This is a genomic window from uncultured Erythrobacter sp. (assembly GCF_947499705.1).
Taxonomy (GTDB): domain Bacteria; phylum Pseudomonadota; class Alphaproteobacteria; order Sphingomonadales; family Sphingomonadaceae; genus Erythrobacter.
Map to the genome: position 1 here is coordinate 582847 of NZ_CANMPJ010000001.1, position 26432 is coordinate 609278.

At 60.0% G+C, this 26432-nt stretch carries 24 protein-coding genes; 10 read left to right on the plus strand and 14 right to left on the minus strand.

All coding sequences use genetic code 11. The features are described from left to right. Positions 1–24: 24 nt before the first annotated feature. Genes Q0837_RS02590 through Q0837_RS02615 form a run of 6 tightly spaced genes read right to left on the minus strand, consistent with a single transcriptional unit; the run spans position 25 to position 6154 of the window. A complete protein-coding gene (locus Q0837_RS02590) occupies positions 25–1050 on the minus strand; it encodes an aromatic ring-hydroxylating dioxygenase subunit alpha (RefSeq protein ID WP_298464895.1) in 1026 nt (341 codons plus the stop codon). After that, on the minus strand, positions 1047–2210 hold the full coding sequence (locus Q0837_RS02595; protein ID WP_298464898.1) for a hypothetical protein: 1164 nt from the start codon (positions 2208–2210) through the stop codon (positions 1047–1049). The genes Q0837_RS02590 and Q0837_RS02595 overlap by 4 nt, the downstream gene beginning before the upstream one ends. Continuing rightward, positions 2186–3337: an ATP-grasp domain-containing protein gene (locus Q0837_RS02600; RefSeq protein WP_298464900.1), complete on the minus strand. Its 1152-nt coding sequence runs from the start codon at positions 3335–3337 to the stop codon at positions 2186–2188. Before Q0837_RS02600 ends, Q0837_RS02595 begins: the two co-directional genes overlap by 25 nt. A gap of 3 nt (positions 3338–3340) precedes the next feature. Next, entirely contained in the window at positions 3341–4123 is a 783-nt protein-coding gene (locus tag Q0837_RS02605) for an MBL fold metallo-hydrolase (RefSeq protein ID WP_298464904.1), read from the minus strand. Positions 4124–4172: 49 nt separating this feature from the next. After that, positions 4173–5165, minus strand: a complete 993-nt coding sequence (locus tag Q0837_RS02610) for an NAD(P)-dependent oxidoreductase (protein WP_298464907.1) — start codon at positions 5163–5165, stop codon at positions 4173–4175. Next, positions 5159–6154 (minus strand): 3-oxoacyl-[acyl-carrier-protein] synthase III C-terminal domain-containing protein, encoded by a 996-nt coding sequence (locus Q0837_RS02615; RefSeq protein ID WP_298464911.1) that lies wholly within the window; start codon positions 6152–6154, stop codon positions 5159–5161. The genes Q0837_RS02610 and Q0837_RS02615 overlap by 7 nt, the downstream gene beginning before the upstream one ends. Positions 6155–6277: 123 nt before the next feature. On the opposite strand from Q0837_RS02615, the gene Q0837_RS02620 reads away from it, so the two are divergent. From Q0837_RS02620 to Q0837_RS02630, 3 genes are all read left to right on the plus strand, one after another. Next, positions 6278–6856 carry a TetR/AcrR family transcriptional regulator gene (locus tag Q0837_RS02620; protein ID WP_298464914.1) on the plus strand — a complete coding sequence of 193 codons (579 nt, stop codon included), beginning with the start codon at positions 6278–6280 and terminating at the stop codon, positions 6854–6856. Between the two features lie 132 nt (positions 6857–6988). After that, positions 6989–7888, plus strand: coding sequence for an ABC transporter ATP-binding protein (locus Q0837_RS02625; RefSeq protein ID WP_298464918.1), 900 nt, complete (start codon positions 6989–6991; stop codon positions 7886–7888). 11 nt (positions 7889–7899) lie between these two features. After that, the gene (locus tag Q0837_RS02630) at positions 7900–11478 is read left to right on the plus strand and encodes a M1 family aminopeptidase (protein WP_298464921.1); all 3579 of its coding nucleotides are present in this window, start codon (positions 7900–7902) and stop codon (positions 11476–11478) included. 45 nt (positions 11479–11523) lie between these two features. On the opposite strand, the gene Q0837_RS02635 is transcribed toward Q0837_RS02630, so the two are convergent. Beyond that, positions 11524–12555, minus strand: coding sequence for an adenosine deaminase (locus Q0837_RS02635; protein WP_298464923.1), 1032 nt, complete (start codon positions 12553–12555; stop codon positions 11524–11526). After that, entirely contained in the window at positions 12552–13133 is a 582-nt protein-coding gene (locus tag Q0837_RS02640; RefSeq protein WP_298464925.1) for a phosphoribosyltransferase, read from the minus strand. The genes Q0837_RS02635 and Q0837_RS02640 overlap by 4 nt, the downstream gene beginning before the upstream one ends. Positions 13134–13272: 139 nt before the next feature. Here Q0837_RS02640 and parC point away from each other — a divergent pair, with 139 nt between their 5' ends. Further along, positions 13273–15567: a DNA topoisomerase IV subunit A gene (gene parC / locus Q0837_RS02645; protein WP_298464927.1), complete on the plus strand. Its 2295-nt coding sequence runs from the start codon at positions 13273–13275 to the stop codon at positions 15565–15567. 75 nt (positions 15568–15642) lie between these two features. On the opposite strand, the gene Q0837_RS02650 is transcribed toward parC, so the two are convergent. The 6 genes from Q0837_RS02650 to Q0837_RS02675 form a co-directional block, all read right to left on the minus strand. Then, complete coding sequence (locus tag Q0837_RS02650; RefSeq protein ID WP_298464930.1) at positions 15643–16167, minus strand: hypothetical protein; 525 nt, start codon at positions 16165–16167, stop codon at positions 15643–15645. A 296-nt stretch (positions 16168–16463) separates the two neighbouring features. After that, the gene (locus Q0837_RS02655) at positions 16464–17636 is read right to left on the minus strand and encodes a CCA tRNA nucleotidyltransferase (RefSeq protein WP_298464932.1); all 1173 of its coding nucleotides are present in this window, start codon (positions 17634–17636) and stop codon (positions 16464–16466) included. Next, positions 17626–18234 carry a CoA pyrophosphatase gene (locus Q0837_RS02660; protein ID WP_298464933.1) on the minus strand — a complete coding sequence of 203 codons (609 nt, stop codon included), beginning with the start codon at positions 18232–18234 and terminating at the stop codon, positions 17626–17628. The genes Q0837_RS02655 and Q0837_RS02660 overlap by 11 nt, the downstream gene beginning before the upstream one ends. Positions 18235–18247: 13 nt before the next feature. Then, positions 18248–18802, minus strand: coding sequence for a DUF1285 domain-containing protein (locus Q0837_RS02665; RefSeq protein ID WP_298464936.1), 555 nt, complete (start codon positions 18800–18802; stop codon positions 18248–18250). A gap of 64 nt (positions 18803–18866) precedes the next feature. Beyond that, positions 18867–19397: a GNAT family N-acetyltransferase gene (locus Q0837_RS02670; RefSeq protein WP_298464938.1), complete on the minus strand. Its 531-nt coding sequence runs from the start codon at positions 19395–19397 to the stop codon at positions 18867–18869. A 60-nt stretch (positions 19398–19457) separates the two neighbouring features. Beyond that, on the minus strand, positions 19458–20621 hold the full coding sequence (locus tag Q0837_RS02675) for a PQQ-dependent sugar dehydrogenase (RefSeq protein ID WP_298464940.1): 1164 nt from the start codon (positions 20619–20621) through the stop codon (positions 19458–19460). Between Q0837_RS02675 and Q0837_RS02680 the strand changes: the two genes are divergently transcribed. The 6 genes from Q0837_RS02680 to folP all read left to right on the plus strand — a co-directional run bounded on the left by Q0837_RS02680 (position 20620) and on the right by folP (position 26328). Further along, a complete protein-coding gene (locus Q0837_RS02680) occupies positions 20620–21243 on the plus strand; it encodes a ribonuclease HII (protein WP_298464943.1) in 624 nt (207 codons plus the stop codon). The genes Q0837_RS02675 and Q0837_RS02680 overlap by 2 nt on opposite strands. Before the next feature lie 32 nt (positions 21244–21275). Continuing rightward, positions 21276–22202: a calcium/sodium antiporter gene (locus Q0837_RS02685; protein WP_298464946.1), complete on the plus strand. Its 927-nt coding sequence runs from the start codon at positions 21276–21278 to the stop codon at positions 22200–22202. 253 nt (positions 22203–22455) lie between these two features. Beyond that, entirely contained in the window at positions 22456–23595 is a 1140-nt protein-coding gene (locus Q0837_RS02690) for a site-specific DNA-methyltransferase (protein ID WP_298464949.1), read from the plus strand. Between the two features lie 135 nt (positions 23596–23730). Further along, positions 23731–24144, plus strand: a complete 414-nt coding sequence (locus Q0837_RS02695) for a hypothetical protein (RefSeq protein WP_298464951.1) — start codon at positions 23731–23733, stop codon at positions 24142–24144. Positions 24145–24289: 145 nt separating this feature from the next. Then, positions 24290–25078 (plus strand): P44/Msp2 family outer membrane protein, encoded by a 789-nt coding sequence (locus Q0837_RS02700; protein WP_298464954.1) that lies wholly within the window; start codon positions 24290–24292, stop codon positions 25076–25078. Between the two features lie 134 nt (positions 25079–25212). Further along, positions 25213–26328, plus strand: a complete 1116-nt coding sequence (folP, locus tag Q0837_RS02705; protein ID WP_298464957.1) for a dihydropteroate synthase — start codon at positions 25213–25215, stop codon at positions 26326–26328. Positions 26329–26432 lie beyond the last annotated feature (104 nt).

Sequence of the window (26432 nt, forward strand, 5' to 3'; positions counted from 1 at the left end):
TCAGCACGCTTCGAGCGCGCCCAGCTAAAGATCCATCTCGGTCCGGCGCGTCTGCCCCGGTGGTGGCGGTTTGCCGCGCAGGAATGCGTCGATGAATGGCCTGACCACATCGAGCGGACCAATGCGCTTGCGGCGAGAATTGAACGCCGCGTCATTGTCCGCGACTGCTTCGAGGATCGACTTGTCCTGCGCATGCACCAGCTTGATCCAGGGATAGAGAACCCAGAACTTGATCCACGCCCACCATCGCGGACCCGGTAGGCCGACAAGGCCGTACCCTTCGACCTGGCCATTGCGCGTCGGAGTCATGTAACCCGTCATGACGAAGTTGACGCTCTTCGGGCCGTGGAATTCGACCTCTGCGACGTTTGGCGTGACAAAACGGCCGATGGATAGCGCCCTGTCCTTCTCATTCATGATCTTCGAGACGACCCCGCCCGCCTGACCTTCGCCGAAATAGCTCGCGACTAGGCCGTGTTCGTTGGTGGTCACCTCCACCGTCGTGCGATTGTTGTTCTTGACCGATCTGACGAGCTGACGGTGGACGAAAATGGTATGGGTCGGATCGAGAAAGTTTTCGAGCGCGTCAGGTAAGGGAGCGGTCACACGGCCTTTCACCGCGCGCCAGAAGGAGACCTCGGAAAAGCCCTCGTTGAGATACGGTCTCTCGCTAGTCTCGCCAATGCCGACGAAGACCAGGCCCCGCTTGACTGAGACTTTCAGCGTTTTCGCCGAGACCCTGGGAGGTGCATCGGTCAGGCACGGCATCGCGCAAAGCTCTCCCGCCCCGTTGAATTGCCAGCCGTGATAGGGGCACTCGATCCTGCCATCACGAATGCGCCCTTGAGACAGGGGCGCGCCGCGATGCGGGCAGCGGTCAACCAACGCGCGCACCTCGCCTTGCTCCAGATAGAGCGCGATCGGCATACCGTTGACCCAGCGCCGTTTGGGCTTCTTGGCCGAAAGCTCGTGCGCGCGCGCGACGACGTACCAGCCATCCAGCGCGTCCGCCTCCGACCATTCGACAACGTCAGTCTGATGCATGGTCATAGCTGGTATCTCCTCATGATCGGGACAGCGATGCGATTCAGAATCAGGGCGACACCTTTGAGTATCCAGCGGCGATATGCCGGAAGGTGATCGATGAAATAGGCCGAGTATTCGGTCACCGGCCTCGCGCCGCGCAGCCGCTTGAAATGCGATGCGCCCGCCGAGCCATTGAGGCGCAGGCCCGCTTGCAGCGCCGCATCGCAGAACAGCCATGAGGCGATGCGGTACAGCCCGTTCGATTGGGGCTGCGCGGTGTCATAACCGACAACCGGGGGAGTAAGAATGCCGCCTCGCTCCAGCGACCCTGCGACCGCTTGAATTGTCCCATCCGCGTCGCGCGCGCAGCGATACCGGATCAGCTTGTTTTCGCAGCTGAGCTGTATCCACCTCGCCGAGAATACCGGGTTCAGTTCGGAATATTTGCCGACATAGAGCATGTAATACAGCTCAGCGATCCGGGCCGCATCGGCATCGCTCATCGTGTCGATGTCTTCCACACTCAGCCCGCTGCGTTTGAGCTTTCGCAAGTCCTCTGTCGCGTTGTTGCGAGGCAACCATTGGCTTTGAAGATCATCCGTTACCCAGATTTGCCGGCTCGGGAACAGGGTCCAACCGTCACCGCGCGCTTGGTTCAATAGCTGCGGGCACGACCAGTGATCCAGAGACCTGACGGCGATGATGTGATCGGGGTAATTCGCAAGCAGCAGGGCGCGAATGGCTGGGATATCATCCCCGTTCCAGTCGCCGTGCAGGTTGGTCGAAAGCAACCAATTGTCGACATGCACAATCCGGTTGATCCGGGCGATCCGCAGCAGCCCGGCAGCAAGCCAGATCAATGGCAGCATCGCCCATTTTACGAGCCGTAGGCCGATGATCTCCAACTCCTGTCGCGCGTACAGAATGTATGCACTGTATGGCTCGCAGACATAGCTTTTGCCTTGCACACCATCGTTCACCGTAACGGGAAACACACGGCCACCAGACTGCAGCACCAGCAGTTTGGTCTCCACGTTGGGAATGAGGTCGGCAACGTTGCTGCTGGCGAGCATCCGCAGATAGGCCGCCGCCTTGGGCGAACCAGGACCTAGTTCCGAAAGCTTGTGCGGTTCTTCTGCGGGATCGAACAATTCAGGGGTCATCCAATCGGTCCCCCGTTCCATTCGATGTCGGAGGTGGTGGCCGCTGCCGGGCTCAGCGAATTGCGCAGCGCCAACAGAGTGAATCCCGCCGCATCGGCCAGACATGCCAGCGTGACGAGGGGATTGCCTTCGCGGTCGATCACATCCCGCGACGCGCGCCAGCCTGATCGCAACTGCTTCAGCTGGCCGTTCTTGATCGCCATCGGCACCCCAATCAGGGCCATGGCGGGTCCCATGTGCCTCAGCGTACCAAGCGGTGGGGCGTCGCACGCTCGCTCGCCCAAAATGGCGCTCGCCATCGACGCATCGCCATCGAAAAGATGCAGTCCGCTAACGGCGCGCGGATTGCATTCGATCAGATAGGTCTCACCCGAATGATCGCAGATCGCATCGAATGAGAGATGCCCCGACAAGCCGGTCGCAGCCGCGATCTTTGTGCTCGCGTCATAGAGTGCAGGGCTCTCCACACTCTCCAGTTGGAATGCGGCGCTGTTGCCCGAACGCCATCGCGGGCGATAGGCAGCGAAGGCCGTGACCTTGCCCCCATGCACGGCGCTCCAGGAGCAAAGTTCATCGCCTTCAATGCGTTGCTGCGCGACCCAGCGACAATCTTCGTCCGGCTGGATTTTGAGAACCTGCTTGGCGGTTGGGCCGATTAAGGTGTGCGTTGCGAAACGGGAATACTCCGGTTTGAAAACCAGTTCTTCCGGCGCAGCAAATTCAGTGGCGGATATGGGCCGGTCGAGCACCTGCGTTTCCGGCACCAAGAGTCCGGCTTCCTGCGCCAGCTGCACGAATTCCGCCTTTGAATGCAGTTGCCGCAAAGTCTCTGGCGGCGGCGCGAACACCGCATTCTCAAACCCATCCCGCTTGGCAGCTTCGGCCAGCCAGAAAACCTCTTCGCAGGTGGGAATGATCCGCGTCGCGCTGGTCTTGTCGAGCAGCCGCAAAAGCTCGCGGCGGAACTCGCCGAATGCTGTGCGGGGCGGCGGCAAGCGGTGCACGGGGAATTCCGGGCGCAGCGCGCGGGCGACCCAGGCGTGCGCGCAGTCGGCGAAATGCACCTCGCACCCGTACGCCCGCAGGCTTCGCGCAATGTCGTGGGCGACAGGTGCCCTCGCGCCGGTGACGATGACTGTCTCGCCCAACGCTCAGTCCTCGGTCGCTTCCGCAGCTCGAATTTGGCAATGGCTGGGGCTCAACCGGATTTCGGGATTGCGTAGATGCAGCTGGTGCAGTTTTTCCAGCGTGCTCCGCGTCGCGCCGACTTTGCCCAGCATGGCGCTTGAGATAGCGGGTGGCGGCATATTGCGCTCGATCGCGTCGAGCGACCACGCAGCGTCGGCCACCATGAAGTGATATCCATACGCTGCGTCGCGAATGAGCAAGCCCCAATGGCCCGGACAATGGCCGGGCAAATCAATTGCCAATAGGGAGCCATCGCCAAGGATGTCCGCGCCGTCCTCGAACGGAGCGAGGTCCGATGGCAATGAAACTAGCGGTTTCTCTTCAAAAAACTGCGCCCGGCTCGCGAAATCGGCGGGCAGCAGGGCTGGGAGAATGCCTCTGCGGGTGCTTTGCAGCCTTCCGCTGCGCTGCGCATCGGCCAGACCGGCTTTGGCGCAATGGATGACCGCGTTGGGGAAGGCATGCGTCCCGGCCATATGGTCGGCATGAAAGTGCGAAAGGACGAGATGCTGAATGTCGGCGGGATCGATTCCCCTTGCGCGGCACTGGCTTGCGGCGTCTCTCCCGTCCTCCAGTTCGACCGGGGTGGCCCAGCGATAGAACCGCTCGGGAAATGGCTCGGTCGCGGTCATGAACGCCGGGTCATATCCGGTGTCGAACAGGATCGCTCCCTCGCTGGGATGTTGCAGCAGAAAGGCGAGGGCGGGGTAGTCGACCGGTCGCCAGGTGCCACCCTTTATGGTCATGGCCTGCGGGTGCCGGCATTGCCCGGTGTGCAATATGTCGAGCTTCACGTCAGGCACTGCGCATCTCCGCCAAAGCCCAATCCACTGCCTCCAACGGGGAGAACCGGGCACGCCAATTGAGCTTTTCATGGGCCGCGGTCAGATCGAATGTCTGGCTCCACCCGAGCACCATGGCGCTGTAGCGCGTCAATCGCGGCTCCTTGCGAGAAGGTGTCAGGCGCGCCGCCCATTCCATCATGCGAGCAGCGCCGATGGCGAACATGCCGGGTATCGCGACCACTTTGAGCGGTTTGTCCAAACGGGCGAACACATGCCGCGCCAGATCGGCGAGAGGGATGGGCGTTCCGCCCGATATGTTGAACGCCTGCCCGCTGACGTTTTCGGCCTGCGCTTCGGCAGCCATAAACGCCTCTGCTGTGTCTCTCGCATCGGTCGGCTCGATCAGCGCCTTGCCTCCTCGCGGCAGAGGTAGAACCCCTTTGTTACCGGCCTGCAAGAGGCGCGGCAGCAGGGCCGTGTCATACGGGCTGATGATCGCTCGCGGGCGCAAGGCGACCGTTGCGAAACCGTCCTCTGCCGCAGCCAAAACCATTTGTTCGGCCTGATACTTGGTCGCTGCATAGCTGTTTGCAAAACTGCTTGGGAGAGGCGACTTTTCAGTCAGCCCAAACTGATCGACAGCCCGTGTGTAGATCGATGGCGTGGAGGCAAAGATGAAGCGCTGACACCCAGCGTCCTTTGCTGCTTTGAGCAATCGCTCGGTTGCGACGACATTGGCGTCGACAAAGTCCTGATGGCGGCCCCACGGGCTCGACAGTGCGGCGAGGTGAAACACCGTTTCTACGCCTCCGCACAACCCAGTCAGATCGGCGCGCGCAAGGTCGGCAGGCTCGAAAGACAAACCCGCATTGGTGAGCTCTTGCCCGATCGCTGCATTGCGGCCGGTCGCGACTACATCGCGCCCTTGCGCGTGCAGCATTGGAGCAAGGATCCGTCCCAGCCCGCCGGTCGCGCCGGTCACCAGGACACGCCGCTTCACCATCGGATAACCGACCCGCCCAGCGAGACACCCGCCGAAGTGCCGATCAGGAGCGTCTGCTCACCCGGCGTCAGCCGCTCATCCATGCGGGCGCGGTGCAATGCAAACGGCATGCTGGTGGCAATCTGGTTGCCGATATTGGCGAATATATCGACCGTTTTGCGATGCCCGTCTGCGAGGCATCTCTTGAGATGCTCCAGCGCCGCTGCGCTCGCCTGGTGAGGGACGACCAAAGACAGGCCTTCGACACTGGTACCCGCCTTGCCCAGCAATTCCTGAAGGAAGGTGGGGAAGCGGCGGCTGGTCGCGCGGAACACTTCCGGACCGTCCATCTGAAACTTTGCGCGGGCAAGGAAATCCTCGAGATCGTCGCTGGGGCGTAGCCGGGTTCCCCCGACTTCGAGCTTGCAGGCCTCCGACGCGTCGCCATAGCTGCGAAAGCTGTGGGCGATCCGGTGATGCGGGCCTTCCGCCTCAAGCGCAAACGCGGCAGCGCCATCGCCGAACAGCACCGATGCCTCCGGTTCGGAAAAGTCGAGCGCCGCAGACGCGATGTCTGCGCTGACGACAAGCGCTCGGCGCCATTCGCCGAGTGCGAACCCGGCCAATGCGCGATCGAACGCCTGCAGGAATGACAGACAGGTTGCGTTGACGTCGAAACAGGTGATCCCGCTATCGCCCAGTCCAAGCCGCCGCTGAATGAGCAGTGATGTGCCGGGAATAGGCTGCTCCATTACTCCGCAGGCTCCGATGATTACATCGATGGACGAAGGGTCCCAACCTGCTTCGTCCAGCGCCTGCTGTGCGGCCACCGCGCCCATGTAGGAACTGGTCTCGTCCTGATCAGCCCAGTGCCGCTTGACGACGCCAAAGCGTTCGGCGGTTGCGCCAGCTGCCTGACCCGTCAATTCATCGAGTTCGGATGCCGAGACTTCGCGGCGCGGCAAATATGTGCCGCTGCCCGCTATACTGAAACTTCGCGTTTCATCCATGTTCGCCACTCCCAAAACTGGAAATGCACAATATCCGAATCGGGATTGCGCATCGTGTGTCAAGGCGATAATGAACAGTGTTCAATTAAAAGTAAACACTGTTCAATTTAGGTGTATTCGAGCATGGGACGTAGATCAGACCACAGCAGCGCCGAATTGCGCGAAATTATCATCTCCGAAGCGCACCGCCAAATCAGCGAGGTCGGATTTGCCCGCTTTTCAGCCCGCGAAGTGGCGCGCCGGATCGGCTATTCGATTGGAACGATCTACAATGTCTTCGGCTCTTACGACCACCTGATGCTGGCCATAAATGGCCGCACGCTCGACATGTGGAGGAGCGCGCTCGAGACCCGCCTGGCCAATGCGGAAGAGGACAGGTTGCAGGCCGCCGTTGAAGCCTATTTCGATTTCGCGCTGCAGAACCGCCACGCCTGGACCGCAATCTACGATTTTCGCTTGCCCGATGATGCTGAAGTGCCGGACGAATACAGCGACAGGGTCCGTTCGATCATGGATGTGGTCGCGCAGCTGCTGACCGAGATCCTGCCGCAGGAGCGAGCATCCGAAGCCCAGCAGCTATCCGGCTCGCTTTTGGCAATTGTTCACGGGCATTGCTTCTTCATGCTGAGCGGGACGTTCCGGGTCTTGGGTGAGGCAGATCCGCTAAACACCTGCATGCAGCGCGTCCGGACACTGATTTAGGCCGCGTCAATTGGCGCCAAACGGCCGCGTCATGGCCAGCTTCGGTGTTGGACAAACGGTCCATATTGCCCGACCGAGGTGCTTTACCCCCATACCACACCTTGCTATCCCGCCGGAAACGGAGGGACACCAATGCTCGAGCTACAGAACGTCACCCATGTCTATGGCAACGGCACACGTGCCTTGAACGACGTCACTCTGACGATCCCCAAGGGGATGTTCGGCCTGCTCGGCCCGAATGGTGCAGGCAAGAGCACTTTGATGCGCACCGTTGCAACGCTGCAGACGCCGACTGAAGGTTCGATCAAGTTCGGCGATATCGACATTCTCGCAGAGCCTGAGAAGCTGCGCGAAACGCTCGGCTATCTGCCGCAGGACTTTGGCGTTTATCCGCGTGTTTCTGCCTATGACATGCTCGATCACATGGCGGTTCTGAAGGGCGTCGCGTCCTCTTCCGAACGCAAGGATACGGTCGAGACCTTGCTCGCCCAGACCAACCTGTGGGACGTGCGCAAGAAGGCGATTGCAGGTTTTTCCGGCGGCATGCGGCAACGCTTTGGCATAGCGCAGGCGTTGATAGGCAATCCGCAGCTCATCATCGTCGATGAACCGACCGCAGGCCTGGATCCCGAAGAACGCAACCGTTTCCTCAACCTCCTTGCTGAAATCGGTGAGAACGTTGTGGTCATTCTCTCCACCCACATCGTGGAAGACGTGTCAGACCTGTGTCCGAAAATGGCGGTCATCGTGCAAGGGGAGATCAAGCTGGAAGGCGCGCCAAAATCCTTGATAGAACTGGCCCGCGATACCGTCTGGGCGAAGACCATCGAGCGGGCCGATCTCGACCGCGTTCGCGAGACGCATGAGGTTATCTCGACGCGCCTTTTCGCAGGGCAAACCATCGTGCACGTCCTGTCGGACACCGACCCGGGAGACGGTTTTGAAAGCGTCGATGGCGGGCTTGAGGATGTCTATTTCTCAACCCTCGCGCAGTCGCGCCGCCAGACGCCCTCCGCTGCCGCAGCGGCGTAAGGAGAGCGATCATGTTCGGTAAGATCACCGCATTCGAACTGCGCTACCAGCTGCGCAATCCCGTTTTCTGGGTCGCGGCCGTCATCTTCTTCCTGCTGACCTTCGGGGCGGCAACCAGCGACGATATTCAGATCGGCAGCGGCGGCAATATAAACGCTAACAGCCCGGTTGCGATCATCCAGACTCATCTGGTGCTTACGCTGTTCTTCATGTTTGTGTCGACCGCCTTTGTAGCGAATGTGATCGTGCGTGATGATGAAAGCGGCTTCGGGCCAATGGTCCGATCGACTCAGGTCCGAAAATTCGACTATCTGATAGGCCGCTTCACCGGCGCATTTCTGGCAGCAGCGCTGGCCTTTGCGACCGTACCGCTCGCAATCTGGCTCGGTTCGCTGATGCCATGGGTCGATCCTGAGACGATCGGTCCGAACAAGCTATCATACTACGCCAGCGCATATTTCCTGTTCGCGATGCCCGGCATGTTCATGGTCTCGGCGCTGTTCTTTGCGGTCGCGACCATGACCCGTTCGATGATGTACACCTATGTGGCCGTGGTGGTTTTCCTCGTGCTGTGGACGGTGCTGATCGCGACTGTCCAAAGCCGGCCCGATCTTCAGGACACTGCCGCATTGTTCGAGCCTTTCGGGCTTGGTGCGCTGGCCAATGCCACGCAGTATTGGACCGCCGCGGAATCCAACACGCAATTGCCCGCGTTCGAAGGCGGCATTCTTGCCAACCGGATAATCTGGACCGGTTTTGCGCTTGCCATGCTTGGCGTCGCCTATTGGCGTTTCAGCTTCGCGGAAAAGGGGCTGTCCAAGCGCAAGCTACGCAAACAGGCCAAGAAACAAGAAAAGCTTGCCAAGGTCGCGCCGCGCACGGTTGAGACCCTACCCGCACTGCAACCGGACAAGAGCGCCATGGCGCGCCTGATCACCCGGACCCGGTTCGAAGTCGCTCAGGTTGTGAAGCACCCCGCGTTTTTCGTGCTGATCCTGATTGGCCTGTTCAACACCACGGGCGCGCTGTTCCTCGGCAATGATCTTTACGGCACGCCCAGCCGTCCGCTGACCTTTACCGTGATTCCCATCTTGCAGGGTGGTTTCAGTATCATCCCGGTCATCATCGCGATCTATTACGCAGGCGAACTGGTCTGGCGCGACCGGGATCGCAAGATGCACGAATTGATCGATTCCACCTCGGTTCCGGGTTGGAGTTATATGGTGCCGAAGACGATCGCCGTGGCGGTTGTGCTGTTCACCGCGATCCTCGCCAGCGTCGTCTCGGCCATGTTCGTTCAAGCGATCCGCGGTGTGACACCGGAGTTCGGTAAGTTCTTCGAATGGTATCTGCTGCCGCTGTCGGTCGACATGCTGATCCTCGCGATCTTGGCTGTCTTTGTTCAGGCGCTCAGCCCGAACAAGTTTATCGGCTGGGGCATCATGGTGATCTACATCGTGGCCACTATTGTACTGTCCAATCTCGGCTTCCAGCATCCGCTCTATCTTTACGGATCTACCGGAGGGAATCCGGTTTCCGACATCAATGGCAATGACGTTGGTAACGCGCTGGGCTGGGGACTCCGGCTCTATTGGGGTGCCGTCGCGCTTGTGCTTGCGGTTCTTGCGCATCTGCTCTGGCGGCGCGGAGCCGATGCAGCGCTGATGCCGCGTCTCAAGCGTATGCCTGCAGGATTGAAATCGTCCTCCGGCCTAGTGTTAGGCGTTGGCCTGCTGACCGCAGTCGCCAGCGGAGGGTATCTGTTCAATCAGATGAATAGGGTCGAGCAATATCGTACCTCCGATGATGGGAATGCTCAGCTCGCCGAGTACGAGAAGAAATACCTTCAATACGAAACGCTCGTCCAACCAACTGTTACTGAGGTCGACCTCACAGTCGATCTGTATCCGCAGGAGACTCGGATGGAGGCGAGGGGCCGCTATGCGATCCTCAACGACACGGACGAAGCGATCGAGGTGCTACATGTGCGCCTGCCCGATCCGAATGCCGAAATTCTCGACATCCAGGTGGGCGGGGCGGCGCTCGAAACCAATGATGATGAGTTCAAATACCGCATCTACCGGTTCGATGAACCGCTCGCGGCTGGCGCATCGACTGAACTGACATTCGAGACGCGGCGCTGGCAGCGCGGTATCCGGGCGCGGAACAATGACACGCGCCTCGTGAAGAATGGCACCTTCCTCAACAATTCGGAGTTCGCGCCGCAGATCGGAATGAACCGGTCAGGCCTGTTGCAGGACCGCTCAACCCGCCGGGAATACGACTTGCCAGCCGAGCTGCGTCCTGCGGCCCTGGGAGACGAAGCGTCACGGCAGCGCAACTATGTCGGGGCCGATTGGGTGACCGCCGATATCACGATCACGACCGATGCCGGGCAGACGCCAATCGCGCCGGGTGTTCGTGTGTCCGACGAGGTTGAAGGAGACCGGCGAACCGCGCGGTTCGTGTCGGAAAACCCGATCCTCTCGTTTTTCTCGATCCAGTCCGCTGACTATGAAATCGCCACTCGCGATGTCGATGGCGTCGAGCTGCAAGTGTATTACCACGCTGCGCATGACACCAACGTCGACCGGATGCTGGAAGGGCTGGAAAAGTCGCTCGCTTATTACCGCGCGAATTTTGGCCCGTACCAGTTCCCGCACGCACGTATCATCGAATTCCCTGGCTATGATAGTTTTGCGCAGGCCTTTGCCGGGACCATGCCCTATTCGGAGAGCATCGGCTTCGTCGCTGACTATGCCGATGAAGGCGATATCGATGCGGTGACCTATGTCGTGGCGCACGAAGTCGCGCACCAATATTGGGCGCACCAACTGATCAGCGCCGATCAACAGGGCGGCACGATCATGGTTGAGACCATGGCCCAATATTCCGCGATGATGGTGATGAAGGAGATTTATGGGGAAGACCAAATGCGGCGCTTCCTCAAATATGAGCTCGACAATTACCTCTCGGCTCGCGGCGGTGAAGTCATCGAAGAACTGCCGCTCGTGAAGGTCGAAAACCAGGGCTACATCCACTACCGCAAAGGCGCAGTGGTGATGTACCTGCTGCAGGATCGGCTGGGTGAGGAGCGCGTCAATGTGATGCTGTCTGAACTGCTCGACCGTTACCGTTTCAAGGGCCCTCCTTACGCGATCTCGACAGATCTGGTGGAAGGGTTCGAAAGCCTCGCTCGTAATGATGAAGAGCGGCAGTTGGTTGAAGATCTGCTGCGCAAGATCACACTCTACGACCTCAAAGTGGACGAGGCGGAAACCAGCGAATTGCCCGACGGGACATGGGAAACCGTGATGACGATCGAGGCGACCAAGTTCTATGCCGATGGCGAGGGCGCCGAGACCGAAGCACCGTTTTCGAACCAGATCGAAGTGGGGGCCTTCACGGCCCGTCCAGGGCTGGGAGCCTTCGACAATGCCAACGTGCTGATGATGGAGCGCCGGGCAATCGAAAGCGGCAAGCAGGAAGTCCGGATCGTGACCGAAGAGCAGCCGAGCTATGTGGGGGTCGATCCATATAACAAATACGTTGATCGCAATTCGGACGATAACGTCTTTGAGCTTGGGTGAGGTTGCTTAGAGGCACCTGGAATGGCGGTTCCAGGTGCTTCAGCCTCAAGCTTGCTGCTCCGCCAAGTCGCTTATCTGTGCTCGGTGCTTGTCAATTTCGGTGGCCTCCAGAAATGAGCCTTCGAACGAGTTGGCGGCGAGCGTCGCAATGTCTTCAATTGTCAGATCCAGCGCGTCTGCAATGGCGTGATAGTTGTCGTTGATATACCCGCCGAAATACGATGGATCGTCGGAATTGACAGTCGCCTTGATGCCCTGATCAAGCATCACTTTGACCGGGCTCTCGACGATCTCGTCGATCACGCACAGCTTCAGATTGGACAGCGGACAGACGGTGAGCGTGTAGCCATCATTCACGATCCGCTTGATCAGAGTTTCATCCTCCAGCGCGCGATTTCCATGGTCGATCCGGTCAATCTTGAGCGTGTCGAGCGCCTGCCAGACATAGTCCGGCGGCCCCTCTTCGCCAGCATGCGCAACCAGCTTGAGGCCCAATTCGCGGCATTTGGCGAACACGCGGGTGAACTTTTCTGGGGGATGCCCGACTTCGGAGGAATCCAGGCCCACTCCTGCAATTCGGTCCAGCCAAGGCTCGGCTTCAGCTAGCGTTTCAAATGCGTCCTCTTCGCTGAGATGCCGAAGGAAGCACATGATCAGTTTGTAAGTGATCCCCAGCCGCGCTTCGCCGTCGTCCAGCGCGCGAAGGATACCGCCAATCACCCGCTCGAACGGAATCCCGCGTTCGGTGTGGCCCTGAGGATCGAAGAATATCTCGACATGCTGGACATTGTCGCGGTGAACCCGCTCCAGATAGGCCATCGTCAGATCATAGAAGTCCTGCTCTTCGACCAGCACCTGCATGCCGAGGTAGTAAAGGTCGAGAAACTCCTGCAGGTTCGAAAACTGGTAGGCGGCAGAGACTTCCTCAACGCTATTGTAGGGCAGCTTCACGCCGTTGCGGCCCGCCAGCGCGAACATCATGTCGGGCTCGAGCGAACCCTCGATATGCAGATGCAGCTCTGCCTTGGGGACGGCAGCAATGAAGGCGTCTCGTTTATCGCGGTAAGCCTGATTCATTGGTTCATTCCATTTGTGTTTCGTAGCTTGAGGATTTCGTTCGCACACGGCTTGTGCTGCGCGATCTCCTCCTCGGTTAGTCCATCAATCTCGTGGGGGAAGATCAACCAGTCCTCGGTCGACCGCATATGGTAATCCGGGGTGAGCGATGTCTGGTTCTTGGACGGCTTGTAGAACACAGTCGCGATCTTGATCGTCGCGGGCGTGTTGCGCCGGCAGCGCTTTTTCAGCTCGTTGATGAACGCCTCTACCGACTTACCGGTGTCGAACACATCGTCGACGATGAGCAGCGCGTCTTCGGCGTTTAGGGTGTCTATCAGATAGCCCAGCGCATAGACCTTCACCAGACGGGCCTGCTGGCCGATGCCGGTGTAGGACGACGTCCGTATGGCGATGTGGTCGCATTCGATGCCGCGAAACTCGAGTAGCTCCTGAACCGCTATCCCGATCGGTGCTCCGCCGCGCCAGATGCCGACGATGTGAGTTGGCACAAAGCCTGACTCGACGATCTGGTTCGCCAGAGCAAAGGATAGTTCGAGCAACTCGTTGGCATCAAGGAAGGTCTTTTGTTGGTCCACGTTTCCTCCAGCGCTGTCGATCTCGCAGCTGAGCTTTCATACGCACGGTCTGCACAGAAACGTAGGTCTAATCGCCGCTCTGCCAATTCCTGTGGAAACGCCTCTCCCCCGGCGCCCGCGCGGTTGCTAAGCGCGAAGCATGTCCGATCCGACCGAAGACACCGAATCCGATCCGTTTGATGCCATCGTCGATGCGCCGTTCGATGCTGCGTTGGAAGAGCGTTATCTCGTCTATGCGCTCTCGACGATCACCGCGCGCTCGCTGCCCGATCTGCGCGATGGGTTGAAACCAGTCCACCGCCGCCTGCTGTGGACCATGCGGCAGCTGAAGCTCGATCCGTCAAATACGTTCAAGAAAAGCGCCCGCGTTGTCGGCGAGGTGATCGGCAAATATCACCCGCATGGCGACACCGCAGCTTACGATGCGATGGTGCGGCTCGCGCAGGATTTCTCGCTACGGTACCCGCTGGTCGAGGGCCAAGGGAACTTTGGCAATATCGACGGCGATAACGCCGCCGCCTATCGCTACACCGAAGCGCGCCTGACCAAGACCGCGATGCAGCTGATGGAAGGACTGGACGCAGGCACGGTCGATTTCATACCCACCTACAACGGCGAGGAAGAAGAACCCGAGCTGATGCCGGGCCTGTTCCCGAACCTGCTGGCCAATGGCGCAAGCGGGATCGCGGTGGGCATGGCGACCAACATTCCCAGCCATAACGTCGCCGAAGTGATCGATGCGACGCTGGAACTGATCGATAATCCTCATGTCGAGCACGCTCGGTTGATGGAGCTGATGCAGGGGCCGGACTTTGCGACCGGCGGACAGCTGGTCGACAGCGCCGAAGTCATTTCACACGCCTACGAGACCGGTCGGGGCAGCTTCCGTCTGCGCGGCGTGTTCCACGCTCCCGAGGCCGAAAAGGCTGAGGATCAGGCACTCGGCATCGAACGGCTCGGCGGCGGACAATGGCAGCTGGTCATATCCGAAATTCCGTATCAGGTGCAGAAGGGAAAACTGATCGAGCAGATCGCGCAGGCGATCTCGGACAAGAAGCTGCCGATCCTTGAAGACGTGCGCGATGAAAGCGACGAGACGATCCGCATCGTGCTGGTCCCGCGCAGCCGGAATGTCGATCCGGAACTGCTCAAGGAGAGCATCTTTAAGCTGACCGACATGGAGACCCGCTTCGGGCTCAACATGAACGTGCTCGACGCCAATCGCACGCCGATGGTGATGGGGCTGAAAGAGCTGCTGCAGAACTGGACGGCGGCGCAGATCGAGATCCTGCAACGCCGCACGCAGCACCGGCTCGATCAGATTGCGCGGCGGCTTGAGCTGGTTGAAGGCTACATCATCGCTTTCCTCAATCTCGACCGGATTATCGAGATTATCCGAACCGAGGACGAGCCTAAGAAGGTGATGATCAAGGAGTTCGAGCTTTCTGATCGTCAGGCCGAAGCCATCCTCGATACGCGGCTCCGGTCCCTACGCAAATTGGAAGAAATGAAGCTGCGCGATGAGAAGACCGCGCTGCTTGAAGAACAGGACGAGCTTGAGAAATTGCTCGGCAGCCCGGCTCGCCAGCGTACGCGGCTGAAGAAGGACCTGCGCACTTTGCGCAAGGACTATGCCGAGGACACCAAGCTGGGCGCGCGGCGGACGCGGATCGAGGAAGCGGCCGCGACGGTCGAGTTTTCGATGGATGCGATGATCGAAAAAGAGCCGGTGACGGTGATCCTCAGCCAGAAAGGCTGGATCCGCGCAGCCAAGGGCCACGTCGATCTGGCTCAGGAGTTCAAATACAAGGAAGGCGATGAACTCGCTTTCATCCTCCACGCGCAGACGACGGACAAGCTGCTGATCGCGGCAGGCAATGGCCGGTTCTACACGCTGGGCTGCGACAAGCTCCCCGGCGCGCGCGGCTTTGGCGAGCCGGTGCGGACCATGATCGATCTGGAGTCCGACACATCGATTGCGAAAATGCTGGTCCACAAGTCCAAAGGCAGATTGTTGCTGGCTGCCAGCAACGGCAAAGGCTTCGTTGCCGAGACCGAAGAATTGCTCGCCGAAACCCGCAAGGGCCGTCAGGTCGTCAATCTGAAAGGCGATGCGAAACTGGCGGTCATCCGCGAGATTGGCGAAGGGCATGATCACGTTGCCTGTGTGGGTGACAACCGCAAGCTGATTGTCTTCAACCTTGAGGAAATGCCAGTGATGGCGCGGGGGCAGGGCGTGATGCTCCAGCGCTACCGCGATGGAGGTCTGTCCGATGCGACGACCTTCGTTCTTGGTGAAGGGCTGAGCTGGCAGATGGGTGGATCGGGCGAGCGCACTCGCACCGAAACCGACATTCACCTTTGGAAAGTCGCACGCAGCGCTGCCGGACGCCTGCCACCGCAGGGCTTCCCCAAAAACAACCGCTTCGATTGAAGAATGGAACAAAAGAAAAGGCCGCAGACGCTATGAGCATCTGCGGCCTTTCTTAGCCGGTGAGGGCGGTTCCGATTACTCGGACGCGCCGGTCGCCGCTTGCGCGCTGGCAGCAGCAGTGGCGAGCTGTTCAACGGTGAACAAGGCTACCAGAGTGCCGCTTGCATCGACTGCGAAGTGCTCTTTCTTAAGCGCGACGGGGCCGTTTGCGCTCTCAAGCACAATTGCATCGCCGGCGAGATCTACTTCGGTGAGCGATCCAGCAGCCGAGCCGTCAGCCGAATTGACGGCTGCGCCGACCACAAGTGCGGCGTCACGCTTGGCATTCGCTTCGGCAACCTGGGCTGCCATCATTCCGTCAATCTGAGCCTTGGTGGCGTTGACGGTCCAGCCGATTTCGCGCTCTGCCAGGAGGTTGGCAGGCAGCGGTGCCTTGTGGGTTCCGGTGTCGACGGTGACGATACCATCGGCGTTGCTCTCAACGGTGCCAATCGGCGCATCGTCATTTCCGTAAACAGTCGTTCCCGCGTCTTGGGCATTTGCTGCGATCGGGGTCGCCGCGATTGCGGTGGCCAGGACAGCCAGCTTCACAAATTTCATGGGGTATTCTCTCCGATATTCAATTCAACACACCGGTGCCGCCGCAAGTGAGAGGTGCAGCACGGGATGACACGCAACCGCCCGATTAGGCAGTCTGAATGGAGTTGGCCGAGGGCGATTATCCGAAGGGCTCGGGCCAACATTTGAGCTACGCGCTGTTACCCTAATGACCGAGCAGCGCGAGAGGTTCCCTAATCAGGGGCAATTTGCATGACAACCCGGAGACCGTAGTCTGTCCCATCTGAAGACCCGCTTAACGTAAACGTCATGTGGTGCGGGAGGATTGTCGAGCAATTTCAGGGTAGTTCTTCGCTCAAAATTTGTTCAATTCTTGCTTTATCGGGAAAACCTTCGGCCACCCACCGACGCTCAACAGTTTGAAGAATTCTCGCAACTTCCGGTCCAGCGGCCACTCCGCGAGCAACGATCACACCGCCTTTGAGCGGGAAGACTGGTGGCTCCCAAGCGGCGATTTGCTGCGCGTCTGCTCCAAGAAGCAGCAAGCGGTCCGCAGCGAAAGTCGGTGTTACGGAATAGGCAAGCTCCTTCGGCTTGCTGGTGTCTTCGTCTCGCCTCTCTGCAGCGCTGATCAAACGCGCTCGCTGCGCTTTCGACAGCCGCAGCCGTGCCGCGACGATTTCGGCGATCTCGGGCGAGGGGGGCAAGAGCGCAGCCAGCCGTCTTAGCGGATCGGGCGCGAACTGCTGTGCCGCTTCGCGTTCGATCAATTCACGCATCTGCTCGACATGGCGCAGACTGGTTTCGGGCAGGACCACCCTCAAGACCGCGCGATCATGCATGCGCTCAACCGTTTCGCCCGGATCAGGCAGGGCGAGTAGCTTGAGCAGTTCATCGGCAATCCGTTCGCGGCTCAGTCCTTTGAGGGTATCGGCCATCGCAGCGCAGGCTTCTTCGGCCTCCGCATCCAGTTCCGAGCCAAACCGGGCCTGGAACCGGTAATAGCGCAGGATACGCAAGTGATCCTCCGCGATACGTTCGCGCGCATCGCCAATGAAGCGGACACGGCGGGTCTCCAGGTCTTTGGTGCCGCCGAAGTAATCCGAGATTTCGAGCGTTTCTGGGTGGGCATAGAGTGCGTTGATGGTGAAGTCGCGGCGGGCCGCGTCCTCCTGCCATTCTGTCGCAAACGCCACGGTGGCGCGGCGGCCGTCGGTGGAAACGTCGCGGCGCAGAGTGGTGACTTCTACGGTTCCTTCTTCAAGGATCGCGGTCACGGTTCCATGGTCGATCCCGGTCGGGACGGTACGAATGCCGGCATCGCGGCAAAGGTCGATTACGGTGTCGGGCGTATGCGTCGTAGCGCAGTCGATATCGTGAACTGGCAGTCCCAACAAAGTGTCTCGGACCGCGCCGCCAACCCATCGCATGTGATCCGCGCCGAGCGCCTGTTTCAGCGCCGCTAGGTCGGTACGTTTTGGCCAAGCTGCATCCTTGAGATCAGGCGACATCGCGCAACCTTTCCGGCGCAATCCGCAGCGACAGGTTGGCGATGATTGCCGCAGTCACACCCCAGATGCGGAACCCCTCATAGTCCATCTCGAGATAGTGCCGCATCGCGCCGCGCCAGAACACTTCGTTAGTCGTCCAATTGGATTTCGTCAGCAGCATTTCGAGCGGCGCTTCAAACCAAGCTTCGACTTCACTCGGGCTGGGTGTGAGGTCCAGATCGGCGGGCACAACGCCCAGTACGGGCGTAACGCAAAACCCGGTGCCGGTCTGGTATTCGTCGCTCGCGCCGATCACCCGCACGGCCTCACGGGGTAGGGCAAGCTCTTCGTCGGCCTCGCGCAAGGCGGCGGTGATGGCATCTTCGCCCGGATCGATCTTGCCGCCGGGAAAGGCGACTTGCCCCGGGTGATCGCGCATATCGCGCGGTCGCTGGGTCAGGATCACGCCGGGTTCGGGGCGATCTGTTACGGCAATCAGCACGGCGGCGGGCGTGTTGCGCCCATTCTCGGCGAAACGGGCATCGCTCATAAGCCCGTCGACGTCGCGTGCATGCCCTTCCGCATAGGCTGACGAGAGTTGCTCAAACAGGTCGCTCATGCCCCCGGTCCGCTTACCCAGACGAGATCAAGGAGAAAATCGCGCCCTGACTGGTGACCATCCAGTCATCGCCGCTTGTCTCCAGCGCGATCTCGGCCAATTGACCATAAGTCGAACGGTTGAGCCGTGCCTCACAGCCGCGCCGAACATGCAGGTAGATCGCCGGAGTTTCCGGATCACCAGCCGCGCGCAGACCGTGGTCTGGTCCAGCCACAACCAGATCATCCGTATTCAGTCGGAACGCGATCTCGCCATCGCGCATCACGCAATCGGTGGCGATGAACGCGGCATCGTCGACCTCGATGCTGAGCTTCTCGAACGGAGTGACGAGCCAATGCTGCCCGGCATCGTCGCGCGTCAGCAGGCCGGAAAAGGCGCGCACCATGGCATCGCGGCGGATCGCATCGCCTTCGTGATACCAGGTGCCATCGGCGGCAATGCGCATATGGCTTTCGCCAATCTTATCGGGTGCCCAGCCTTCGACGGGCGGCAATTTTCGCTGTGCAACCTGCTCCGCAATCTGGGCGAGTGTAAGTTCGGCGAGATAGGGTGGCGGTTCGTAAGGCATGTCTGACGAATGCGATGCCAGAACCAAACGTTCCCGCCAAGTACGTGGAAAAGATCAGTTCTCTTTATCCGCCCCAAGGCCCGAGAATGCCTTCCGCTGGCATGGCAGCAAGCGCATCGCCGCGCGCCAGCAGCCGGTGCTGCTCATAAGGTCCTGGACAACGCCATCCGCCGGTGGAAGCTGCGGAAAAGCCCCAGCGACCGTAATATTCAACATCGCCAATCAGGACTTGTGCTAGCCGCGGCTGCCCTTCGCTCACAAGCCGCGCTTCGGCGTCCAGCATCGCCGCCATCAAGCCCACGCCGAAGCCCTCACCCTGCCGCTCGGGGACAACCGCAACCGGACCAACCATGACCAGCGGAACCGGGCGCTCTTCGTGATCGATCAGCGCAATAGGCCAGCACTGGATCGTGCCGACCAGCATCTCGTTTTCGTCAAGCGCCGCGAAGCTGAGTGCGTCGAGCCAATCCATCCCGGCGCGGATGCGATAGGCGGTGCGCGCGTGACGGTCTTGACCGAACGCGCGATCAAGCAATTGCTCGATCATCGCCTGATCGACCGCCGATAGCGGGATGAGGGTTGCGGTTTCGCTCATCAGGCGGCGGTTAGGGGTGGGTTAGCGCGATGCCAACCCACTTTCTCGTCGCCGTGAAGGTTAAATACTCAACTTGAGCACACGCCCGCCGTCGCCGTCTTCAGCCACCCAGATGCTGCCGTCAGGCCCTTGCTCTACGGAGCGCAGGCGTCCGCCCACTTCGTAACGGGCGGCTTCGGTTGCGATTTCGCCGTCGATGTCGACCCGCACGAGTGCTTCGCTTGAGAGGCCGGCAATCAAGGCATCGCCTTTCCATGGGCCGAACATGTCGCCGGAATAGATGATCATGTCGCCGGGCGCGATTACCGGGGTCCAGTGCGCGGCTGGTTTCACGAAGCCATCGTCTTCGCTGTGATCCTCGATCGGGTCGCCATTGTAGTGGTTGCCATAGGAGCGTGTGGGCCAGCCATAATTGGCACCGCTCTGAACGAGGTTCAGCTCGTCGCCGCCCGCCGGGCCATGCTCGATATCCCAAAGCCGCCCGTCTGCATCCCAGTCCATCCCCAGTATGTTGCGGTGGCCATAGGACCAGATCTGCGACTCTACGTCGCCCTGATCGGCCATCGGATTGCCCTCGGCGGGGGTGCCATCCAGATTGAGGCGCACGATCGTGCCGAGGTTGTTGGTGTTGTCCTGCGCTGGATCAAGCTCCTGCCGGTCGCCGCTGGCAATGAACATGTGCTGCTCATCAGGTGAGAAAAGGATGCGGTGCGAATAGTGGCCGCGCTTTCCGGTTTTGATAGACTGGCGCCAGACGACACCAAGATCGGTGATTGCGCAGTCTTCACCAGCTTCATCGCAGGATAGTTTACCGCGACCGACGGCCGCTCCGTAATTGCCACCATCGCCGCCTTCGGCCCAGCTGAGATAGATTGTGCGGCCATCCATTGGCATTTCAGCCTCAGATTCGAGGAAGGCGACATCGCCCAATCCGCCTTGACCGCCATAGGCAACCGTCGGAGCGCCTGAGACTTCGGTGACGCTGCCGCTTGCCGTGTTCATCAATTTGAGCGTGCCCGACTTCTCGGTGACGAACAGCATCCCGGTGCCCGGCGCAAATTCGATTGCCCATGGTTCGTTGAATTCGCCCATCTCGGAGACGGTGTAATCGGGTTCACCCGCTTCGGCGCTCGCCGCGCTGTCCCCAGCATCGGCATTGGCGCAGCTTGCGAGCGCGACGGCGGAGATGGATAGGGTGATGGATGCTTTGGAGAAGTTCTTCATGTCAGGGGTAACTCCCAATCTTCAATTCGGTGCCGGGGAACTTGTCATAGGCGTGGACGAGGCCGGGCGTGGTCCGCTTGCCGGGCCGGTGGTGGCCGCTGCGGTTGTGCTGGGCAGCGACGTACCCGCAGGTCTCAACGATTCCAAGAAGCTTTCCGCCAAACGCCGCGCTGTACTCGACGAAGAAATCCGCAGGTCATGCGGTTGGGCCGTGGCGGTGGTCGAGCCGCAAGAGATCGACAGGCTCAACATCTTCTTGGCGACGATGACAGCGATGACCCGTTGCGTGGGCGAATTGGCGCAGCTCGTAGGCACGGCTCCGAATGAGGTCTTGATCGATGGAAATATGACGCCCGATGGCCGCTGCGCCGATTGGTGCTGGCCTGCGCGGGCGATTGTGGGCGGGGACGGGATCGAGCCAGCGATCAGCGCTGCCTCGATCATCGCCAAGGAGCACCGCGACCGGATTATGATCGCTGCGGCAGAGGATTACCCGCATTACGGCTGGGAGCGGAACAAAGGTTATCCCAGCGCAGAACACAAAGAGGCGCTGCGCATCCATGGGCCCACACCGCTGCACCGGCACAGCTTTGCGCCGGTGGCGCAAGCAAACCTTTTGTGAAGCGCGCTGGCTTGCCCTAAGCGCCCGCAGCAATGACCGAAGCGATTCTCCTTAGTATTGCCGGACTTGTCGGCCTCGCCATCGGTGGTGAACTGCTGGTGCGCGGTGCTGTTGGCATTGCGCAGAAGCTTGGCGTCTCGACCTTGTTCACCGGTCTGGTGATCGTCGGTTTCGCGACATCGATGCCGGAAATGGTCGCGAGCGTGCAAGCCTCGCTGGCTGGATCGCCCGAGATTGCCTGGGGCAATATCGTTGGGTCGAACCTCGCAAATACACTGCTGATCCTGGGAGTGTCGGCGCTGGTGATGCCAATCGCGCTGACCGGAACCGGACGCCGCGATGCTGTTGTGGCGCTTGGCCTGACCTTGCTCCTCTGGGCGCTCGCTGCGTCGCAATTGGGCGCGCGCTGGATCGGTTTTGTGTTTTTGGCCGGGATTATCGTCTACATTGTCTGGCGCTATCGCCATCCGGGCGGAGCTGCTGTCGACGATGATGACGATGACGAGGCGCCTGCGAACGGATTGATCGCCGGGCTACTATTTGTGGTCGGCCTCGGAATTCTAGTGGCGGGCGGCAACGCGCTCGTAACCGGTGCGATTGAGCTTGCGACCATTTTTGGAGTCAGCGAGACCGTGATCGGTCTTACGGTCGTCGCAGTCGGCACGTCGCTCCCCGAATTGGCAGCATCGATCGCAGCGGCATTGCGCAGCAAATCGGGGCTGGCGCTGGGAAATGTCGTTGGCTCGAATATCTACAACATCCTGCTCATCGGCGGGGCAACCATGAGCATCGCACCATTCGCGCTGCCACTCAGCCTCGCCGGATTGCAGATGGCGCTGCTCACCGGAAGCGCCGTGTTGCTGTTGTTGCTGCTGTGGTTTGCGAAGAGCATCGGACGGTTGATTGGGACCGCGCTGCTGGTGGCGTTTGTCGGCAACGTGGTTTTTGTGTTGGCGTAAGCCGTTGCGCCCGTAAGCGGCCGATGGCGTGCAGAAAAACAAGAACGAGTCTTTTGCGCCACACCACCCTATCTGGAGTCTCTCGGCGCGAAGCGGACTCAACATCTGGTGGAGTCACCTTTCGTTCTGCACCACGCCTCCGTTCGTTTACCATTCGCTAACCATAACCGGCGAGAATTCAGTTCTTGACGCGGAGTCCCTTTGGACTCACCCTGTGGATAACTCTGCGTGAGATTTGGTTCGGGGAATTGCTGTGAGCGTGATGGAAACTGCGAAGGTGCGGGCAAAAGGTGTTGTTAAAGCACCGGAAAAGTCGCGTGCACCGCTGCCGGTCGGGCAAATTCTCACAGGCGACTGCATCGAAGCCATGCGCTCGCTGCCCGATAATTCGGTCGACTGCGTGTTCGCCGATCCGCCTTACAATTTGCAGCTCGGCGGCGACCTGAACCGCCCCGATGGCAGTTCTGTCGACGCCGTGACTGACGAGTGGGACAAATTCTCCAGCTTCCGCGCCTATGATGAATTCACCCGCAGCTGGCTTTCCGAAGCGCGCCGCGTGCTCAAGCCTGACGGCGCCTTGTGGGTCATCGGTAGCTATCACAATATCTACCGTGTCGGCGCAATTCTGCAGGATCTCGGCTTCTGGATCCTCAACGATATCGTCTGGCGCAAGACCAATCCGATGCCGAACTTCAAAGGCACCCGCTTCACTAATGCACATGAAACGCTGATCTGGGCGAGCATGGGTGAGAAGGCGCGGTATCAATTTAACTACCGTGCAATGAAGACCTTAAATGATGAACTTCAGATGCGTTCTGATTGGGTTCTACCAATCTGCTCCGGAAATGAGCGGCTGAAAGAGAACGGCAAGAAAGCACATCCGACGCAGAAACCCGAAAGCTTGCTGTACCGCGTGCTGCTCGCCACCACCGAGCAAGGCGATGTGGTGCTCGACCCATTCTTCGGCACTGGCACGACCGGGGCTGTTGCAAAACGTCTGGGCCGCCAATGGATCGGCTGTGAGCGTGAGAGCTTTTACCGAGGCGTCGCTGAAAAGCGGATCGAGAAAGAGCTTCCGCTTGATGAAAGCGCGCTCAAGACCATGCAGAGCAAGAAGGCCGCGCCTCGCGTCGCCTTTGGTGCGCTGGTTGAAAACGGGCTGATCCCGCCAGGGACGCAGGTGTTCGACAAGAAGCGTCGCTGGGTTGCGACCGTGCGCGCCGACGGATCGCTGGAATTGGACGGCAAGACCGGATCAATCCACGGGCTTGGCAAGGACCTGCAAGAGGCACCCAGTTGCAATGGCTGGACCTTCTGGCACTATGAAAAGGGCGGGGAAGTGCTCGCGGTTGACGCCGCCCGGCAGCTCTACCTGCTCGCCAGCGAAGACTAGATTTCCCAAGCTGCTCCGACGTTTAGCCGTCAGACTAACGGCGTTGGCACAAAATTAACGCAGGCCCGGTAATTTCGGCAGCCGTCGCTCGATTGCACACCTTGCACCGAGCGCGGATGACAGGAGTATCGGACTATGTACGGCAAAATCCTTCTCGCACTTGCGACCGCACCATTGGCTGTAGCTGCAACGGCTCAGGATGTTTCGGACCAGCCCGATCGCTTTACCGTGGAAATGACGATCAGCGACAATGGTAAGGTTGTCGCCGAACAGCGCATGGTTGCTGTCGAAGGCGAACCGACTTTCATTGAAGTCGAGCCTGCCGAAGGACAATCCTACCGCGCGCAATTGTTCGTGTCTTCGGAAGCCAACGGTTTGCTCAAGACCCGATCGCACTGGAAGGCGACTTCGCCGACACTCGGCACGATCTCATTCAGCCCTATCCTGAAAGTGCAGCCGGGCGAAGCAGCGCGGATCGAACGCGGTTATGAAAGCCGTCACGTCAAGCCGCTGCGCGTGACTTACACGGTTCATCCTGTCGCTGGCTAAGCCAAGTCGCTTTTTGCGACTGATTATCGATTCAGCGGCACGTCTCGGCCCGATTGCGCCGATTTCTGCAGCGTAGGTTCATGTGCTTGACGCGAATCCGCCTGGGTTCGCCACGTCTGGGGGCATAACCTAACGTGAGGAAATCATGCAGAAACTCCGCATTACGACTCTATCCTGCGGCGCTGCCTTAGGGCTCGCCGCATTGCCGACCGCCGCTCTGGCCGATGGCCCCTATATCGGTCTCAGCGGCGGCGTAGCCCTGCCCGAAGACAGCGAAAACTCCGGGCAGATCGACGAAGCGATCCCGGCAACCGATGACTTCGGAGCGATCGCAGCAGACACGCCGCTGGCGTGGGAGACCGAGTTTGACACTGGCTTCGCGATCAGCGGGCAGGTCGGATATGCTTTCGACAATGGCCTTCGGGTCGAGCTGGAAGGTGCCTATTCCGAATACGGTGTCGACACCCATAGCGGCCTGACCGTGGGCGGCACAGATATCGACACGGTCGATTCCGCCATTCTGACACGTGGCGCTGCAGACGCGGCGAACCCCACAGTCGGCGCAGTAATCGCCGACGGGCAAGGACAGGTCTCCAATTTCGGTCTGTTCGGCAATGTATTTTACGACATCCAGACCGGCAGCGGGTTCAAGCCCTATGTCGGTGCCGGGCTCGGCTATCAGTGGGTCGATGTCGAATACTCTCCGTCCGACGTGTCCGTTGCTGACGATGATGACGGCTCGTTTGCCTATCAGTTGATGGCAGGTGCCAGCTACGAGCTATCGTCAAGCACCGAGCTCTTTGGTCAATACACTTACCGCGCCACGACCGAGGACGCCGATATCCCGCTGACGCTGCTCCCGGCAACGCTCGGGGTCGAATCTTCGCAATCGATCGTCTCGGCCGGCGTTCGGGTGAAATTCGGCGGCGATTGAATAGGCCATGCTACACTAAGGGGCCGCACAATCATGCGCGGCCCCTTTTTCGTGGAGTTTTCTCACCTCGTCATTGCGGGCGGCGCAGCGACACGGCAATCCGGCAGCTCTCGATCCCCTTTGAGGCTGTGCCCATGACCGCATCCGTTTACGTCCATCCGATTGCCTTCGCTTCCGGACCACAAGCCGAAGACGGGGCTGCTATCCGGCTCGGCGGGTCAATGGTCTACGCAAGTCGCTTTGCGCTGGTAGTGCGTGACAATGGTGAGGCGACGCAGCGCCTGCTGTTCGGCGCGCGCGGTTTCGAGGCAGCGCTTACGAGCCTCGATGCGGCGCTGGCCGAAGAGGCCCAGCAGCAATGGGCCAACCTGCAAAAGGTGCACGCGCCGCTGCAATTGGGTGAGCGGACAATCCGCTTCGATCAGCCGCAGGTGATGGGTATTCTCAACGTCACGCCCGACAGCTTTTCCGATGGCGGTGAGTTCCTCGACAAGCCTGAAGCCGGGCGCGAACACGCCGCCGCAATGCTCGAAGTGGGCGCGGCAATCATCGATATCGGCGGCGAGAGCACGCGTCCGGGCGCAGCAGCCACTTGGGAAGGCGACGAAAAAGATCGCGTGCTACCGGCGGTAGAATATTGTGCCAGCATGGGCGCTGCGATCAGCGTCGACAGCCGCCGCGCAGGCGTGCTCGAAGCGGCACTGCAAGCTGGCGCACATGTCGCCAATGACGTGTCGGCGATGCGCTATGATGATCGCACCACAGAGCTGGTCGCGAACACTGGATGCCCCGTCATTCTGATGCACGCGCCGGGGAGCGGCGATGATCTGCACGAAGGCGGCGAGTATGAAGATGTCGTCAGTGAGGTGTTCGACTTCCTAAAAGACGCGCGAGCCAAGGCCATTGCGGCGGGCATTTCTGAAGAGAAAATTGTGCTCGATCCCGGTATCGGCTTCGGCAAATCGCTGGCGGATAACCTGACGCTCATGAACTCGCTGGCGCTGTTCCATGCGCTTGGTTCGCCCTTGCTTCTTGGTGTCAGTCGCAAGCGGATGATTGGGGCTCTGTCCAATGAGGAGCCTACCGATAAACGGCTCGGTGGATCGATAGCGTTGGCGATGAAAGGCATGGAAGCGGGCATGCACATCCTGCGGGCACATGACGTCGCCGAGACGGTTCAGGCGCGCAATGTCTGGCGCGGCATGCGCGATGCGGCGTTGACAGATTTCGCGCAATTGCCGCCGCTATGACAAAAAAATTCCGGCGGCTGTAACCGGTCGCGGCAAGGGTGCGAAACAGAGTGTGACTCGCGCCTGCCCCTGACCCCCTCCAAGGCGCGAGTCTCCCTATTTCC